This window comes from Roseateles sp. FW301-B2 (assembly GCF_058788955.1).
The window spans coordinates 26,503-41,403 of record NZ_JBYTBE010000043.1 but is presented as its reverse complement, the minus strand read 5'-3'; the positions used below and the strand labels follow the sequence as shown (position 1 = coordinate 41,403).

The window sequence follows — 14,901 nt, the reverse complement described above, 5'->3', positions numbered from 1 at the left end:
CGCGCCGCCAGCACCGGGTTGCGGGTGCGCGTGCCGCCCGCCACCGCGCCGCGCCTTGGCCGGTATTCGCAACCCACCCAACCCTGCCAGCCCAGCTGGTCGATCAGCTCGAACAGCCAGGGGTAATTCAGCTCGCCCTGGTCGGGCTCGTGGCGGTCCGGCACGCCGGCGATCTGCAGATGGCCGACCTGGCCGCCGGGCAGATAACGCCGCAGATTGGTGGCCAGGTCGCCCTCGACGATCTGGCAGTGGTAAAGGTCCATCTGCACCTGCAGCGCGGGCTCGGCCAGCGTGTTCACGATCCGATGCGCCTCGTCCTGCCGGTTCAGGAAGTAGCCGGGCATGTCGCGCGGGTTGATGGGCTCGATCAGGATGCGGCGGCCGGCGGCCGCGGCCTGCTCGGCGGCCCAGGCGAGATTGGCCTCGTAGGTGGCTTGCAGCCGCGCGCGCTCCACGCCCGCGGGCGCCAGCCCGGCCATCACATGGATGCGCGGGCAGGCCAGCGCCTCGGCGTAGGCGAGCGCCTGGGCGATGCCGGCACGGAACTCGGCGCCGCGCCCGGGCAGGCAGGCCAGGCCGCGCTCGCCGGCGGCCCAGTCGCCCGGCGGCGCATTGAAGAGCACCTGCTCCAGGCCGGCGTCGCCCAGCCGCGCGGCCAGCTCGTCGGCCGGATGTTCGTAGGGGAAGAGAAACTCCACGCCCTTGAAACCGTCGCGGGCGGCGGCGGCAAAACGGTCGAGGAATTCATGCTCGGGGTAGAGCATGCTGAGGTTGGCGGCGAATTTTGGCATCGATCAGCGGGGCAGTTTCAGTTGTCGGGCCGAGGGCCCGGGTTCGCGCCAGAAGCGCGGCAGGTGCGCCTGCGGCAGCAGCTCGGCCACGGCGCGTGTGGCCTGGTCGATCGCGCCCTGCGCATAGGCGTAGGCGCCGGCATCGCTGTTGGCGATCGCGATGCGGCCCCAGCCGCGCCGCGCGCTGTGCATGGGCAGGGGGCCGGCGGGCCAAAAGCTGTCCCAGGGCCGCATGTACTCGTAGGCATAGCCATGCGCCCAGCGGTTCAGGGTGATGGCCTCGATGTCGGCGGCGGCGTCGAAGCCGAAGGGGCCCAGCGCGCCTTGCAGGATGCTGCGGATCTCGCGTTCCAACTCGGCGAAGCCCAGGCCCAGCAGCTTGCGCCGGCCGGCCGCGGCCTGCACGCGCTCAGGCGCGCCGGCCGGGCCGTCCAGCACCACGCTGCTGAGGTGCAGCAGGATGGGATCGTCCGGCGAGTCGGGGAAGCGGTAGCGGCCGATGCTGACCGGGAAGTCGATGCGCAGGCTGTCGAACAGATGGCCGGGCAGGCCGAGGCCGGCGATGCCGGCGCGCTGGAAGGGCCGCCAATGGCTCAAGAGCACATTGCCGTAGATCAGCGGCACCCTGACCTGGTCGTTCAGCGCCTCGCGCTGCGCCGCCGGCAGCTCGGGGCAGAGCTGGGGAATGACGCGGTGGAAACAGGCCAGCACGACCTGGCCGGCGCGCAGCCGGCGCAGGCCGCCATCGGCGCCGCGGTAGCCGATGTCCACCGCCATGCCGCCGGCGGCGTGCTGCACGCGCAGCACCGGGCTGTTGAGGCGGATGCGCAGTGGCGCATCCGGGCGGTCGAGCTGGGCGTCGTCGCGCTCGGCCAGCACCAGCGACTCCATGCCGCTGCCGGGCAGGGCGGCCGGGATCAGGCTGCGCAGCAGCGCGCGCACCAGGCCCGCATTGCCATCGGGGAAGTGGTAGATGTAGTCGTCCCGCCCACCCTTGGCCTGGCGGCCGCTGGGGCTCATCAGCGCGTCCACCGCCTCGCCCAGCGCCAATCCGGCGAAACCGGGCAGGCCCAGGGCATAGGCGTCGAGCGCGCTGCAGGCGTCGCTGCCCACGCCGATGTAGCCGCTGGTGCGGTTGCGGTAGAGCAGGGTCAGCTGCGGGTGCAGGCCCAAAACCTCGGTGAGGAAGCGGTCGTAGCTGAGGCCGGCCAGGCGGGCGCGCTTCTGGGCGCGCGTGAGTTGCGGCCAGGGGTCATGTCTTGCCTGCAGCAGCTGCAGCAGGTCGCGCTGCGCCGCGGGCAGCAGCGGCGTGCGCGCCACCCAGTCGGCCGCCGGCTCGCCCGGGGCGTGGCGCACCAGCCGGCCCTCGCCCCACAGCTGGGGCGCATACCAGGCGGCGCTTTGCGTGAGGCCGTGGCGGGCCTGCCAGCCGCTGTCGTAATAGTCCTTGAACTGTTCCAGCTCGATGCCCACCGAGCGCACCAGCGCATGCGCGGCGGGCGACCAGAGGCCGGGCGAGTCCAGCGACTCGGAGCCGCCATAGCCGATCAGGCGCCGGCCGTTGCGGGCGGTGAATTCATTGCGCAGCGCGTGGCCGCCCAGCTCGGGTGCGGCGTCGAGGATCAGCATGGACACCGGCCGCCCGGCATGCTGACGGTACATCTGCGCGGCCGCCAGGCCGCTGATGCCGGCGCCCACCACCACCAGATCGAAGCGCTCGCCGTCGTCGGAAAACTCGGACCAAGCGGGCAGCGGCGCACCATCGCGGCGCGCGTGCAGGGGCGCGGCGGCGGCGAGCGACTGGCCGCCGAAATCACCTGCCGCGCCCGCCCCCTCCTGCGCCTGCGCATGCGGGCAGGCTGGGGCCGCCAGGCCGCCCGCGGCCACGGCGATGCCGTTGATGAAGTCGCGCCGTGTGATGGCGCGGTCCATGCCCAGTTGCTGGTCGCTTGGCATGTGGGCGCGCCCCTTCACAAGCTGGGCCAGCGGTAGCCGGCCGCCGGCCGCAGCTGCCAGGCCCCCTGGCCCTGCAGCTCCAGCACCTGCTGGTGGTATTGCAGCAGCGCGGCGTGGTGGCTGACGCTGATGGCGGTGATGGACAGGCCCTGCAGCTGGGCGTAGAGGCGCGCCTCGTTGTCGGCGTCGAGCGCGCTGGTGGCTTCGTCCAGCAGCAGGTAGCGCGGCTTGGCGAGCAGGGCGCGCGCAAAGGCCAGGCGCTGCTGCTCGCCCACCGAGAGCAGCTTGGCCCAGTCCTGCACCGCGTCCAGGCCGCCGAAGCGCTGCGCCAGGTCGCCCAGGTTGACGCGCTCCAGCCATTGCTGCAGCTCGGCGTCCGAGGTGTCCTGGCTGAGCTGGGGGTAGAGCAGCTGCGAGCGCAGATCGCCCAGCGGCAGATAGGGATGCTGGGGCAGGAACAGCATGTCGTGGCCGGCCGGGCGCCGAACCAGGCCCGAGCCGCTGGTCCAGAGCCCGGCGATGGCGCGCAGCAGCGAGCTCTTGCCGGCCCCGCTGGCGCCCACGATCAGCAGGCCCGCGCCCGGCGCCACGCCGAGGCTGAGATCGCGCAGCAGCAGATGCTCGTGCCCCGGCGTGTAGAGGTTGAGCTGCTGCAGCTCCAGCGTGAAGCCGTCCTGGCGGCGGATCTGCTGCGCGTCGTCCGCGTCCGGCGCCGCGAGCGCCTTGGCAAAGCCATGCAGGCGGTCGATGCCGGCGGAGAAGCGGCTCAGGCTCTCGAAATGCTCCACCACCACGGTGAGCGCGCTGAGGATGGCGGCAAAGGCGCCGGCGGCCTGGATGGCGCGGCCCACCTCCAGCTCGCCCTCGAGCACCTGCTGCGCCACGATCACGCTGGGCAGCACGGTGGTGAGAAAGCTGTGCGCATACTGGAACAGATTGAGCTTGAACTGCCAGCGCAGCACCTGCTGGTAGTTGGCATAGATGGCGGCGAAGACGCGCTGCAGCGTCGACATCTCGCGCGCCTCGCCGCGGTGGAAGGCGATCGGCTCGGCATGCTCGCGCACCCGCACCAGGTTGAAGCGGAAGTCGGCCTCGCGCTGCAGCTGGCGGAAGTTCAGCCCGATCAGCTGGCGGCCGAACACGCCGGCGGTGAACAGGGTGCTGAACACCGCATAGCCCAGCAGAAAGTAGACCAGGGTGCGCGAGATCGACCACAGCACGCCGGCAAAGGCACTCAGCTGCAGCACCGCGCCGAGCAGGATCATCGAGAAGTAGAGCGACTGCTGGGTGAAGGCATTGATGTCCTCGGCAATGCGCTGGTCCGGGTTGTCGATGCCGGTGATGGTGTTGAGGCGGTAGTAGGCGCGCCGGCCGAAGTAGCGCTGCAGAAAGTCCTCGGTGAGCCAGCGCCGCCAGCGCAGGCCCAGGGTGTCGCGCACGAAGTAGTAGAGGCCGTAGATCGGCACGGCGGCCGAGAGCAGGGCTAGGCAGCGCCAGATCGAGGCCCAGAAGCGCTCGGCGTCGCGCGCCGCCAGCGCCGAGGTGAACTCGCCGGTCTCGTGGTTGAAGAGCACGTTGAAACCGGTCTGGCCCAGCAGCAGCACGATCAGCAGGGCCAGCATGCCGCGCGCGCGCCAGCGCTCGTCGGAACGCCAGTAGGGGGCTGCCATGGCCAGGAAGCGGCGCCATAGCCGGGTGTTGAAGCCGGGTTGCTCAATGCCATTCATTCCGCTTATCTTGCCTTGTTCGTGCTGCGGCTACGATGCGCGGCTGCCCGCATGGCTGAAATCTTTCTTCCTTTCTTCCTACTCTTCGCATCGTGGACGTTCGAACCCTGTTCCTGGCCCAGACCCTCGCCCTGGTGACGAGTGCGGCCATGCTGTGGGCGGCACGCGCACAAGCGGACGAGCGCAATGGCCTGCGCACCTGGATGCTGGCGATCAGCTGCCAGGGGCTGGCCTATCTGCTGCTGGCCAATGCGGGCCGCCTGCCGGCGCTGCTCTCGGGCGGCCTGGGCAATGCGCTGGGCAGCCTGAGCGTGGCGGGCTTCTATATCGCGATCCGCCAGTTCCTCGGCCTGCCCTACAGCCGCGCCTGGCTGGCGGCGATGTGCCTGGCCGTCACCTTGATCGGCTTCATCGCCGGCGCCAACTACGTCGGCGCCACCATCTTCAACGGCTTTGTCTACGGCCTGGTGGAGCTGATGAATGCGCGCGTGCTGTGGCGCGCCGGCCGGCCGGGCCTGGGGCGCATGCAAAGGCTGGTGGCCTTGTTCTATCTGCTGATGGGCCTGGTGCTGCCGCTGCGTGCCGCCGGCCTGCTGCTGGCCGGGGCGCAGCTGCATTACCTGGACCTGCCGCCGGCCTGGCAGGAGCCGATCTACATCTTCGGCTTCGTCTACATCATCGTCACCAATCTGGGCTTTCTGCAGCTGTGCAAGATGCGGGCCGAGGCCGAGGTGCGCGAGCAGGCGCTCACCGACGGGCTCACGGGCCTGGGCAACCGGCGCGCGCTGGACGAGGCGATGGCGCGCATGCTGGCGCGCGCGCAACGCCAGGAGCAGCCGAGCTTCGCGGTGATGATGGCCGACCTCGACCACTTCAAGTCCATCAACGATCGCTTCGGCCACCGCGAGGGCGACCTCGCGCTGGCCGCCTTTGCCGCGCGGCTGAAGAGCGGGCTGCGCGCCCAGGACCAGGCCTTCCGCTATGGCGGTGAAGAGTTCTCGGTGCTGCTGCCCGATAGCGATGCGGCCGGCGTGCTGCGCCTGGCGGAGCGCCTGCGCACCCTGGTGGCGCGCCCCGGCTCGGCCAGCGAGCCGGCCATCTCGGCCAGCTTCGGCATCGCGCTGTGGCAGGCCGGCGACAGCGCGGACAGCCTGTTCGGCCGCGCCGACCGGGCGCTCTACCGCGCCAAGCAGGCGGGACGCGACCGCGTCGAACTGGGGTGAACCCTCAGTAGTGCGGCGGCAATTCGTCGCGTAGGCTGCGGAACGGTGTCGAGCCCGGCTCGGGTGCCTGTTGACGCAGGTGCATCAGCTCACGCAGCAGCAGGTCGATCTGTTGTTGCTGGCGCACGATCACCGCGTTGAGTTGCTCCACCGCGTCTTCGGTGTAGCTGGCCTTGATTTCAAGCTCGGTGAGCCGGGCATCGATCTGCTGCTGAATGTCCATGCCCGTATTGGACGCCAGATTTGTCCGCCCGGTCCGGCTGTGGCTTTCACGGCCGGGCTGATCTAGATCAAGTGCGCCGCCCAGTCAGCGACCTAGGCTGGCAGCGCCGACATCGGAAACAAGAGAACAAGGAATCGCCGCATGACGCCGCCCACCCCCCGCGCTGCCGATCTGACCCTCGAGGCCTTCAGCCCGCCGCCAGCGCCGATGGTGCCGCGCTACCTGGAACAGGTGTATTGGTGGGCTTATGTGCATCCCAAGGCGGTACAGACCTTCGAGCGCGAGTGGCTGGTGAATGCCATCCTCTTTGGCAATTACGCCCGCCTGCGCGACCTGGCCCTGGCCGAGCTGGGCAGCCCGGCGATCCACGGCCGCAATCTGCAGGTGGCCTGCGTCTATGGCAACCTGACCCCGCGCCTGAGGCAAAACCTGGCCCCCGATGCCAGCCTGGACGTGCTGGACATCCTGCCGGTGCAGCTCAACAACCTGGCACAGAAGCTGCCGGCCGACGAGCGCATCAAGCTGATACAGGGCGACTCCTCGTCCCTGGCCGCGGCCGATGCCAGCTACGACCAGGTGCTGATGTTCTTCCTGCTGCACGAGCAGCCCGAGGCCGTGCGCCGCGGCACCCTGGCCGAGGCGCTGCGCGTGCTCAAGCCGGGCGGCAAGCTGGTGATCGTGGACTACCACCAGCCGGTGCGCTGGCATCCGCTGCGTCCGCTCATGCGCCAGGTGTTCCGCAAGCTCGAGCCCTTCGCGATGGACTTGTGGAACCACCCGCTGCGGGAATTTCTGCCGTCCGGCGTGCAGTTTGCATCGACCGATCATCAAACCTACTTTGGCGGCCTGTACCAGAAACTGGTGCTGACACGCTGACACCATCATGGACAGCTACAAGACGGATGTGCTCATCATCGGTGCCGGTGGCGCCGGGCTGAGAGCGGCGATCGCGGTGGCCCAGGCCGACCCGAGCGCCCGGGTGGCGCTGCTTTCCAAGGTCTACCCGATGCGCAGCCACACGGTGGCGGCGGAGGGCGGAGCCGCTGCGGTGACGCAGGCGCATGACAGCCTGGAAGCCCATTTCCACGACACCGTGGCCGGCGGCGACTGGTTGTGCGAGCAGGACGTGGTGGAGTACTTCGTCGGCCAGGCCCATGAAGAGCTGGTGCAGATGGAGCATTGGGGCTGCCCCTGGAGCCGCCGGCCCGACGGCCATGTGAACGTGCGCGCCTTTGGCGGCATGAAGATCGAGCGCACCTGGTTCGCCGCCGACAAGACCGGCTTCCACATGCTGCACACGCTGTTCCAGACCTCGATCCAGTTCCCGCAGATCGAGCGCCTGGACGAGCATTTCTGCGTGGACCTGATCGTGCACGACGGCCGCGTGCAGGGGGCGGTGGCGATCGAGATCGCCAGCGGCGAGTTCAAGCTCATCCAGGCCAAGGCGGTGATCATCGCCACCGGCGGCGCCGGCCGGGTGTTCCGCGAGAACACCAACGGCGGCATCGTCACCGGCGACGGCATGGCCCTGGCCTACCGCCATGGCGTGCCGCTGCGCGACATGGAGTTCGTGCAATACCACCCCACCTGCATGCCCGGCACCGGCCTGCTCTTCACCGAGGCCTGCCGCGGCGAGGGCGGCTTCCTGCTCAACAAGGACGGCTACCGCTACCTGCAGGACTACGGCCTCGGCCCCGCCACCCCCGAGCCGCGCAACAAGGCCATGGAGCTGGGCCCGCGCGACCGCCTGAGCCAGGCCTACTGGCACGAGAAGCAGAAGGGTCGCACCGTGCAGGGCCCGCATGGCCATGTGGTGCACCTGGACCTGCGCCATCTGGGCGAGAAGAAGCTGCGCGAGCGCCTGCCGCAGATCTACGAGCTGGCCGTCGAATACCTGGGCGTGGACCCGGCCAAGGAACCGATCCCGGTGCTGCCGGCGGTGCACTACACCATGGGCGGCATCATGGCCGACGGCAAGACCGCGGCGCCGCTGCCGGGCCTGTACTCGGCCGGCGAATGCTCCAGCGTGGGCATCCACGGCGCGAACCGCCTGGGCTCCAACTCGCTCACCGAGCTGCTGGTGTTCGGCAAGCTGGCCGGCACCGAGGCCGCGGCGTTCGCGCGCAAGCATGGGCATGGCGATGCCGCGGCGATCGGCGCCCTGGCCGAGGAAGTGCGCGGCCATGCGCTCTCGCTGGTGACGCGGCCCAGCGGCGGGGAACGCATCGCCACCCTGCGCAAGGAGATGGCGCAATGCATGGAAGACGGCTGCGGCATCTACCGCAGCGCCGACACCATGCGCGCCGCCTGCGCCAAGCTGGCCGAGCTGAAAGCTCGCTACCAGCACCTGCACCTGGACGACCATTCGCGCGCCTGGAACACCGAGTGGCTGCTGGCCATCGAGCTGGGCTATCTGCTCGACGTGGCTCAGGCGATCGCCCACTCGGCCCTGCAGCGCGAGGAATCGCGCGGCTCGCACCAGCGCCTGGACGGCTTCGCCGAGCGCGACGACGCGCGTTTCCTCAAGCACAGCCTGGCTTACTACGCTGGCGCCGAGGCACCGCGCATCGCCTACGGCGACGTGAAGATCACCAGCTCGCCGCCGGGCACGCGCGCCTATGGCGCGGCGGGCGAGAAAGCGGATGCGGAGGCGCGCCATGTCTGAAACCATCACCAAAAGCATCGTCATCGAAGTGATGCGCTACCGGCCCGAGCAGGAAAGCGAGCCGGTCTGGGAACGCTTCACCGTGCCCTATACCGACGACATGTCGGTGCTGCAGGGCCTGCAGGCGATCAAGGACGACCAGGACGGTTCCCTGAGCTTCCGCTGGTCCTGCCGCATGGCCATCTGTGGCAGCTGCGGCATGATGATCAACGGCAAGCCCATGCTGAGCTGCCAGACCTTTTTGCGCGACTTCGCCCCCGGGCCGATCCGCGTCGAGGCGCTGGCGCATCTGCCGATCGAGCGCGATCTGGTGGTGAGCGTCGAGCCCTTCGTGAAGAAGCTCGAGAGCGTCAAGCCCTACATCATTCCCAAGGAGCCGCGCGCGCTGGCGCAGGGCGAGTACTTGCAGACGCCCGAGGAGCTGGAGCGCATCGAGCAGTACAGCTCCTGCATCAACTGCATGCTCTGCTACGCCGCCTGCCCGCAGTTCGGCATCGACCCCGAGTTCACCGGCCCCGGCGTGCTGGCCCTCTTGCACCGCTACAACGCCGACTCGCGCGACGGCGGCCAGGCCGAGCGCATGGAGGTGCTGAACGCGCAGGACGGCGTCTGGAGCTGCACCGCGGTGGGCTATTGCTCCGAGGTCTGCCCCAAGGGCGTGGACCCGGCGCGTGCGGTGAACCAGAACAAGATGAACAGCGCCACCGATTACTTCAAGCGCTTTCTGCTGCCCGGCTCCAAGCGAGGAGGCAAGCCATGAACGTCAAACGCCATCCGCCCTACCGCCGCCCGATGACGGGCTGGTGGAAGCGCGATCCCTTCTTCATGCGCTATATGTTGCGCGAGACCACCGCCTTCGCGGTGGCCGCCTACGCCATCGTGCTGTGCGTCGGCGTGGTGCGCCTGGCGCAGGGCGAGGCGGCCTGGAACGGCTGGCTGCAGGCGCTGCGCTCGCCGCTCTCGCTGCTGCTGCACCTGGTGCTGCTGATCGCCTTCGTGATCCATGCCTACAGCTGGTTCCAGATCATGCCCAAGACCCTGCCGATGATCAAAATGGGCGGTGAGCAAGTCAGCGCCGGTGCCATCCAGCGCACCGGCTGGAGCGCCGCCGCCATCGCGACGGTGCTGGTCCTGGCCCTCGCCGCATGGTGGCAATCATGAGCAAGCCGCGTTCGAATGCACCGATCTTCTGGCTGATGTTTGGTGCCGGCGGCATGCTGTCGGCGCTGCTGGGCACGGCCCTGGTCTTCATCACCGGGCTGGCGGTGCCGCTGGGCTGGTTCTACTCGCCCGAGCTGCTGAGCTACCCGCGCGTGCTGGCGCTGGCGCAGCATGGCCTGGGCAAGCTCTTCCTGCTGGCGGTGATCGCGCTGTTCGCCTGGCATGCCGCGCACCGCATCCTCTGCAGCCTGCACGACATCGGCATCCACAAGGGCCTGGTGGCCAAGCTCTGCTGCTATGGCAGCGCCTTTGCCATCAGCGTGGTGGCGGCGGTCAATCTACTGCGGGTCGGCTTCTGAACATTTCGTTGTTCGCGGTGCTGCTGGCGCTGGCCCTGCCGGCCCATGCCGGCCTGTGCGAGAGCGGCCGGCAGCAATCGCCGGTGGACATCGTCGCCCCGCAGCGCCATACCATGCCGACCTTGCGTTTTGACTACCGCGCCGGCCCGGCTCGCGTGCAGCACGACGGCCATACGGTGCGGCTGCGCGTGGCCGCCGGCAGCCGGCTGCTGATCGGTGGCCAGCCCTATGCCCTGCAGCAGCTGCATTTCCACCTGCCCGGTGGCGACCGCCTGCGCGGCGAAGACTTCCCCATGGCCATGCATCTGCTGCACAAGAGTCGCAGCGGCCAGCTGCTGGCCCTGGTGCTGTGGTTCCGCCTGGGTGCCGAGCACCCGGCCCTGGCCAGGCTGCTGCCCGAGCTGCCGGCGCAGGGCGAGGCCGAGCGCCGGCTGGCGCTGGACGCGGCGGCGCTGCTGCCCGGCGAGCGCGGCTACTTTGCCTACACCGGCTCGCTCACCGCGCCGCCCTGCACCGAGGGCGTGCAATGGCTGCTTGCGCAACAGCCGCAGACGCTCTCGGCCGCGCAACTGCAGCGGCTGGCAAGCTTGATAGCGCCCAATGCACGCGCGCCGCAGCCGCTGAATGGCCGGGCGGTGCGCGAGAGTCTGTAGCAAGGTTCTTCATCGATGTGGGAAAGCGACCGCCAAGGTGGGCGGACGGCAAAGCCCTGGGCGGGTGGCCGCTGCGGCCCGGATGCGCAGGCCCTCGCAATGCTCGGGCTCCCCTGCGGTGCTCGGCCCTTGCGGCCTGGCGCACAACTCACTGCGCTCACCTACGGCTCGCTGCGTTCAGACAGAGTGCGCCATTCCAGTGCTTGAAGCGCGCGGGTACGCGCGCGGCCGCAAGGCCCTGTGCTCCTCGGCAGCGCAAGAGGGCCGCCGCAACCACCCGCCCCGTGCTTTGCCAACACCGATCGGTGTGCGCGCCCCTCGTGCCACGGGCCGCGGCGCGAACGCACTTCGCTGCCAAAATTCTGGGAGCTTCACGCCTACTGGTGAAGCACCTTTGTCAGCCCCTTTGCCCGCGGTCAAAGCCGCGCCGAGCGCACTCGGGCATGGTGACGCCATGAAGCTGCTCATACCCCGCCATTGCCTTTCTTTTCTCACCCTCGCGGCGCTGATGCTGCTGTGCGAGCCGGCCGCTGCCAAGGCGCCCAAGCCAGCTCAGCGACCCGACGCGCCGGGCACACCGGTCGAGGTCACGAGCGAGATGCTGGGCGCCGGCATGGTGTCCAGCGGCACGGTGCTGCCGCCGATTCCGCCCGTCACCGGCAGCCGGGGCAAGCCGGTGGCCTCCTGGGGCAAGCCGCTGCCTTATCCCATCGTGATCGCCGACCGGCGCAACAACCGGCTCATCGAGGTGGCGCCCGACAAGCGCATCGTCTGGGAATTCCCCTCGCCCAATCTCAAGCTCTACCGCGGCAACGAGGACGTGAACTTCTCGGCCGATGGCCGCCAGCTGGCGGTCAGCGAGGAGGACAACTTCGACGTGCACCTGGTGGACTATGAGCAGCGCGCCATCACCTGGACCTATGGCGTGCCCGACACGCGCGGCAGCAAGGGCAATCTGCTCAACTACCCGGACGATGCGCACCTGCTGGCCGACGGCATGTTCCTCACCGCCGACATCCGCAACTGCCGCGTGCTCATCGTCGATCCCAAGGACAGCAGCATCAAGACCCAATGGGGCCAGCCCGGCCATTGCAAGCACCAGCCGCCGCAGTACCTGGGCCATCCCAACGGTGCCACGCCGATGGACAACGGCGACATCCTGGTGACCGAGATCAGCGAGGCCTGGGTCTCGCGCATCACGCGCGCCGGCCAGGTGCTGTGGAGCGTGCGCGCCCCGCATGTGCGCTATCCCTCCGACACCTTTCCTACCGTGGACGGCAAGCAGCTGATCGTGGCCGACTTCAGCAAGCCCGGCCGCGTGGTGATCTTCGACCCCGCCAGCGGCAAGCCGAGCTGGGAATACTTCGTGCGCGAGGGCGAGGGCATGCTGGACCATCCCTCCATCGCCCGCGAGCTGCCCGACACCGGCGACGTGCTGGTGGTGGACGACCTGCACGACCGCGTCATCGTGGTGGACCGCCAGACCAAGGCCATCATCTGGCAGTACGGGGTGAAGGGCGTGAAAGGCCACCTGCCCGGTTACCTGAACTACCCGGACGGCGTGGACCTGGATCTGTTCCGCGACTGGCGCGTCGCGAAGCCCTAGCGCGCTATTTCAGCTGCCGCGTCAGCGCGCCGCTGACGCGCCGCAGCAGCCACTTGGGCGTGGCGCGGCCGGCCAGCACGGTGGCCAGGTTGAGCACGCCCGGCACGCGTATCACCTCGCCCTGCATGCAGGCCTCGAAACCCTCGTCGGCCACCGCCTCGGCGCTGCCGATCACAAAGCCGGGCAGCCTGGCGAGTTCGGCATGCTCGGCGCGCGCCTGCTCCAGCATGCCCGTCGCGGTGATGCCGGGGCACAGCGCCGTGATGCTCACGCCCGTGCCCTTCAACTCCTCCGACAGCGACTCGGTGAGCGAGAGCACATAGGCCTTGGTGGCGGCATAGCTGGCCAGGCTGGGCACCGGCTGGAAGGACGCGATCGAGGCCACGTTGAGCACCCGGCCCTGGCCGCGCGCCACCATAGGCGGCACAAAGGCGGCCAGCATGGCGGTGAGGCCGCTGACGTTCAGGTCGATGAGCTGCTGGTGGCGCTGCGCCGGCAGCTCCACAAAGCTGCCATGGGCCAGCACGCCGGCGTTGTTCACCAGCAGGTCGATGGGCCGGCGCGCCCGCTTCATCGCGCTGGCCAGGTTGGCGGCGGCGTCGGGCCGGGCGAGATCGGCCGCCACCGCCCAGGCCTTCACGCCATGCTCGGCCGCCAGCTCCTTGGCCAGGGCCTCGAGCTTGTCGGCGCTGCGCGCTACCAGCACGACGTTGAAACCGCCACGCGCAAAGCGCCGGGCCAGCGCCGCGCCTATGCCCGAGGAGGCGCCGGTGATGAGGGCGGTCAATGTGCGTGGGGCTGTCATGCGGCCATACTACGCCCATGTGCCATGCCAGCGATGCCAAGCGCGTAACCCTCGGAATCACTGGGCGGCGCGCCCTCGGCTGGCTGGTCGGCTTGCTGGCAGGGTCGCTGGCAGGGTTGCTGGCTTTGGGGCCGGCCTTGGCGGCCGAACCTCTGCCGGCTAGGCCCAGCATCTCGGCGGACGGTGCCGCGGTGCTGGATCCGCAGGCCAGGCTGGCCTGGGCGCGCTGCGTGGAAGGCATGGCCTGGACCGGCAAGTTCTGCCGCGGCACGCCCCAGCTGATGAGCCTGCCGCAGGCGCTGGCCCATGCGCGTGGCCGCAGCCAGGCCGATGGCCTGGCCTGGCGCCTGCCACGCGTCCAGGAGCTGCAGCGGCTGGTGGAGAGGGGAAAGCAAGCGGCCAGGCCCGTCGGGCCGGACCCGCTGCTGTTTCCCGATACGCCGCGCGAGCTGTTCTGGAGCGCCACGGCCCAGCTCGGCGGGCGCGCCAGCAACCCCTACAACTACGGCACGGTGATGCGTGGCAGCGGCGGCGAGGCGCCCAGCGCCGCCATGCTGGGCTGGGCCGTGCATCTGGGCAGCGGCGCGGCGCATGGCGACGTCAGCAAGAGCAGCCGCCTGCTGGTGCGGCTGGTGCGCACTCTGGATTAGCCCGCGATCAGCTCCGCGATCGCGCACCCTATCTCGGTGGTGCTGGCGCTGCCACCCAGGTCCGGCGTGCGTGGGCCGCGGGCCAGCACCTGCTCGATCGCCGCCAGCATGGCGTCATGCGCGGGCCGGCAGCCGAGGAAGTCCAGCAGCAGTGCCGCCGACCAGATCATCGCCACCGGGTTAGCGATGTTCTTGCCATAGATGTCGGGCGCCGAGCCATGCACCGGCTCGAACAGCGAGGGAAAACTGCGCTCGGGATTGAGATTGGCCGATGGCGCCAGGCCGATGGTGCCGGTGCAGGCGGGGCCCAGGTCGGAGAGGATGTCGCCGAACAGGTTGGAGGCCACCACCACGTCGAAGCGCTGCGGCTGCAGCACGAAGCGGGCGCAGAGGATGTCGATGTGCTGCTTGTCCACCGCCACCTCGGGGTAGGCCTGCGCCATCTCGGCGGCGCGCTCGTCCCACCAGGGCATGCTGATGGCGATGCCATTGCTCTTGGTGGCGACGGTGAGCTGTTTGCGCGCACGCGCGCGCGCCAGCTCGAAGGCATAGCGCAGCACGCGTTCGGTGCCATGGCGGGTGAACACCGACTCCTGGATCACCAGCTCGCGTTCGGTGCCCTCGAACAGCCGGCCGCCCAGGTTGGTGTACTCGCCCTCGGTGTTCTCGCGCACCACGAAGAAGTCGATCTCGCCGGGCTGGCGGCCGGCCAGCGGGCAGGGCACGCCCTCGAACAGGCGCACCGGGCGCAGATTGATGTACTGGTCGAACTCGCGGCGGAACTTCAGCAGCGAGCCCCACAGCGAGATGTGGTCCGGCACCGTGGCCGGCCAGCCCACCGCGCCGAACAGGATCGCGTCCATGCCCTGCAGCTGCGCCTTCCAATCGGCGGGCATCATCTGGCCATGGGCCAGGTAGTAGTCGCAGCTGGCCCAGTCGATGTGGGTCAGTTCCAGCGCGATGTCGAAGCGCGCGGCCGCTGCCTGCAGGGCGCGCAGGCCCTCGGGCATGACCTCGCGGCCGATGCCGTCGCCGGGGATGACGGCGACCCTGAAGGGCTTGTGCTTGCTCATGCGTGGGTT

General features: G+C 69.6%; 15 protein-coding genes. 9 read left to right on the top strand and 6 right to left on the bottom strand.

Features of this window, described 5'->3' with window-relative positions:
* The 3 genes from otnI to AC3WQY_RS21910 all read right to left on the bottom strand — a co-directional run.
* On the bottom strand, positions 1-791 hold a 791-nt coding region (otnI, locus tag AC3WQY_RS21920), incomplete at its 3' end, for a 2-oxo-tetronate isomerase (protein WP_492710688.1).
* Positions 792-794: 3 nt separating this feature from the next.
* The gene (locus AC3WQY_RS21915; protein WP_285235410.1) at positions 795-2,747 is read right to left on the bottom strand and encodes an NAD(P)-binding protein; all 1,953 of its coding nucleotides are present in this window, start codon (positions 2,745-2,747) and stop codon (positions 795-797) included.
* 14 nt (positions 2,748-2,761) lie between these two features.
* Positions 2,762-4,474: an ABC transporter ATP-binding protein/permease gene (locus AC3WQY_RS21910; RefSeq protein ID WP_285235411.1), complete on the bottom strand. Its 1,713-nt coding sequence runs from the start codon at positions 4,472-4,474 to the stop codon at positions 2,762-2,764.
* Positions 4,475-4,566: 92 nt separating this feature from the next.
* Here AC3WQY_RS21910 and AC3WQY_RS21905 point away from each other — a divergent pair, with 92 nt between their 5' ends.
* Positions 4,567-5,697 carry a GGDEF domain-containing protein gene (locus AC3WQY_RS21905; protein ID WP_285235412.1) on the top strand — a complete coding sequence of 377 codons (1,131 nt, stop codon included), beginning with the start codon at positions 4,567-4,569 and terminating at the stop codon, positions 5,695-5,697.
* 4 nt (positions 5,698-5,701) lie between these two features.
* Here the strand turns inward: AC3WQY_RS21905 and AC3WQY_RS21900 are convergent, their stop codons facing one another.
* Positions 5,702-5,920, bottom strand: a complete 219-nt coding sequence (locus AC3WQY_RS21900) for a SlyX family protein (protein ID WP_285235413.1) — start codon at positions 5,918-5,920, stop codon at positions 5,702-5,704.
* 141 nt (positions 5,921-6,061) lie between these two features.
* On the opposite strand from AC3WQY_RS21900, the gene rquA reads away from it, so the two are divergent.
* The 7 genes from rquA (at position 6,062) to AC3WQY_RS21865 (ending at position 12,364) form a co-directional block, all read left to right on the top strand.
* Positions 6,062-6,796: a rhodoquinone biosynthesis methyltransferase RquA gene (rquA, locus tag AC3WQY_RS21895; RefSeq protein ID WP_285235414.1), complete on the top strand. Its 735-nt coding sequence runs from the start codon at positions 6,062-6,064 to the stop codon at positions 6,794-6,796.
* Positions 6,797-6,803: 7 nt separating this feature from the next.
* A complete protein-coding gene (gene frdA, locus AC3WQY_RS21890; protein ID WP_285235415.1) occupies positions 6,804-8,585 on the top strand; it encodes a fumarate reductase (quinol) flavoprotein subunit in 1,782 nt (593 codons plus the stop codon).
* The gene (locus AC3WQY_RS21885) at positions 8,578-9,345 is read left to right on the top strand and encodes a succinate dehydrogenase/fumarate reductase iron-sulfur subunit (protein WP_285235416.1); all 768 of its coding nucleotides are present in this window, start codon (positions 8,578-8,580) and stop codon (positions 9,343-9,345) included. Before frdA ends, AC3WQY_RS21885 begins: the two co-directional genes overlap by 8 nt.
* Positions 9,342-9,746: a fumarate reductase subunit C gene (locus tag AC3WQY_RS21880; RefSeq protein WP_285235417.1), complete on the top strand. Its 405-nt coding sequence runs from the start codon at positions 9,342-9,344 to the stop codon at positions 9,744-9,746. Before AC3WQY_RS21885 ends, AC3WQY_RS21880 begins: the two co-directional genes overlap by 4 nt.
* Complete coding sequence (frdD, locus tag AC3WQY_RS21875) at positions 9,743-10,105, top strand: fumarate reductase subunit FrdD (RefSeq protein ID WP_285235418.1); 363 nt, start codon at positions 9,743-9,745, stop codon at positions 10,103-10,105. Before AC3WQY_RS21880 ends, frdD begins: the two co-directional genes overlap by 4 nt.
* A gap of 17 nt (positions 10,106-10,122) precedes the next feature.
* Positions 10,123-10,758, top strand: coding sequence for a carbonic anhydrase family protein (locus tag AC3WQY_RS21870; protein WP_285235580.1), 636 nt, complete (start codon positions 10,123-10,125; stop codon positions 10,756-10,758).
* 454 nt (positions 10,759-11,212) lie between these two features.
* Positions 11,213-12,364, top strand: coding sequence for an outer membrane protein assembly factor BamB family protein (locus AC3WQY_RS21865; RefSeq protein ID WP_285235419.1), 1,152 nt, complete (start codon positions 11,213-11,215; stop codon positions 12,362-12,364).
* Between the two features lie 4 nt (positions 12,365-12,368).
* On the opposite strand, the gene AC3WQY_RS21860 is transcribed toward AC3WQY_RS21865, so the two are convergent.
* Positions 12,369-13,169, bottom strand: a complete 801-nt coding sequence (locus AC3WQY_RS21860; RefSeq protein WP_492710685.1) for an SDR family NAD(P)-dependent oxidoreductase — start codon at positions 13,167-13,169, stop codon at positions 12,369-12,371.
* Between the two features lie 137 nt (positions 13,170-13,306).
* Between AC3WQY_RS21860 and AC3WQY_RS21855 the strand changes: the two genes are divergently transcribed.
* Entirely contained in the window at positions 13,307-13,819 is a 513-nt protein-coding gene (locus AC3WQY_RS21855; protein ID WP_492710684.1) for an Lcl C-terminal domain-containing protein, read from the top strand.
* On the opposite strand, the gene AC3WQY_RS21850 is transcribed toward AC3WQY_RS21855, so the two are convergent.
* A complete protein-coding gene (locus AC3WQY_RS21850) occupies positions 13,816-14,892 on the bottom strand; it encodes a tartrate dehydrogenase (protein ID WP_492710682.1) in 1,077 nt (358 codons plus the stop codon). The genes AC3WQY_RS21855 and AC3WQY_RS21850 overlap by 4 nt on opposite strands.
* Between the last annotated feature and the right edge of the window lie 9 nt (positions 14,893-14,901).

What these genes read in the sequence shown, in the direction of transcription:
- AC3WQY_RS21915 (WP_285235410.1), bottom strand. Translation starts at nt 2,747, where the DNA reads ATGCCAAGCGACCAGCAACTGGGCATGGACCGCGCCATCACACGGCGC.
- AC3WQY_RS21910 (WP_285235411.1), bottom strand. Translation starts at nt 4,474, where the DNA reads ATGAATGGCATTGAGCAACCCGGCTTCAACACCCGGCTATGGCGCCGC.
- AC3WQY_RS21900 (WP_285235413.1), bottom strand. Translation starts at nt 5,920, where the DNA reads ATGGACATTCAGCAGCAGATCGATGCCCGGCTCACCGAGCTTGAAATC.
- rquA (WP_285235414.1), top strand. Translation starts at nt 6,062, where the DNA reads ATGACGCCGCCCACCCCCCGCGCTGCCGATCTGACCCTCGAGGCCTTC.
- frdA (WP_285235415.1), top strand. Translation starts at nt 6,804, where the DNA reads ATGGACAGCTACAAGACGGATGTGCTCATCATCGGTGCCGGTGGCGCC.
- AC3WQY_RS21885 (WP_285235416.1), top strand. Translation starts at nt 8,578, where the DNA reads ATGTCTGAAACCATCACCAAAAGCATCGTCATCGAAGTGATGCGCTAC.
- AC3WQY_RS21880 (WP_285235417.1), top strand. Translation starts at nt 9,342, where the DNA reads ATGAACGTCAAACGCCATCCGCCCTACCGCCGCCCGATGACGGGCTGG.
- frdD (WP_285235418.1), top strand. Translation starts at nt 9,743, where the DNA reads ATGAGCAAGCCGCGTTCGAATGCACCGATCTTCTGGCTGATGTTTGGT.
- AC3WQY_RS21865 (WP_285235419.1), top strand. Translation starts at nt 11,213, where the DNA reads ATGAAGCTGCTCATACCCCGCCATTGCCTTTCTTTTCTCACCCTCGCG.
- AC3WQY_RS21860 (WP_492710685.1), bottom strand. Translation starts at nt 13,169, where the DNA reads ATGACAGCCCCACGCACATTGACCGCCCTCATCACCGGCGCCTCCTCG.
- AC3WQY_RS21850 (WP_492710682.1), bottom strand. Translation starts at nt 14,892, where the DNA reads ATGAGCAAGCACAAGCCCTTCAGGGTCGCCGTCATCCCCGGCGACGGC.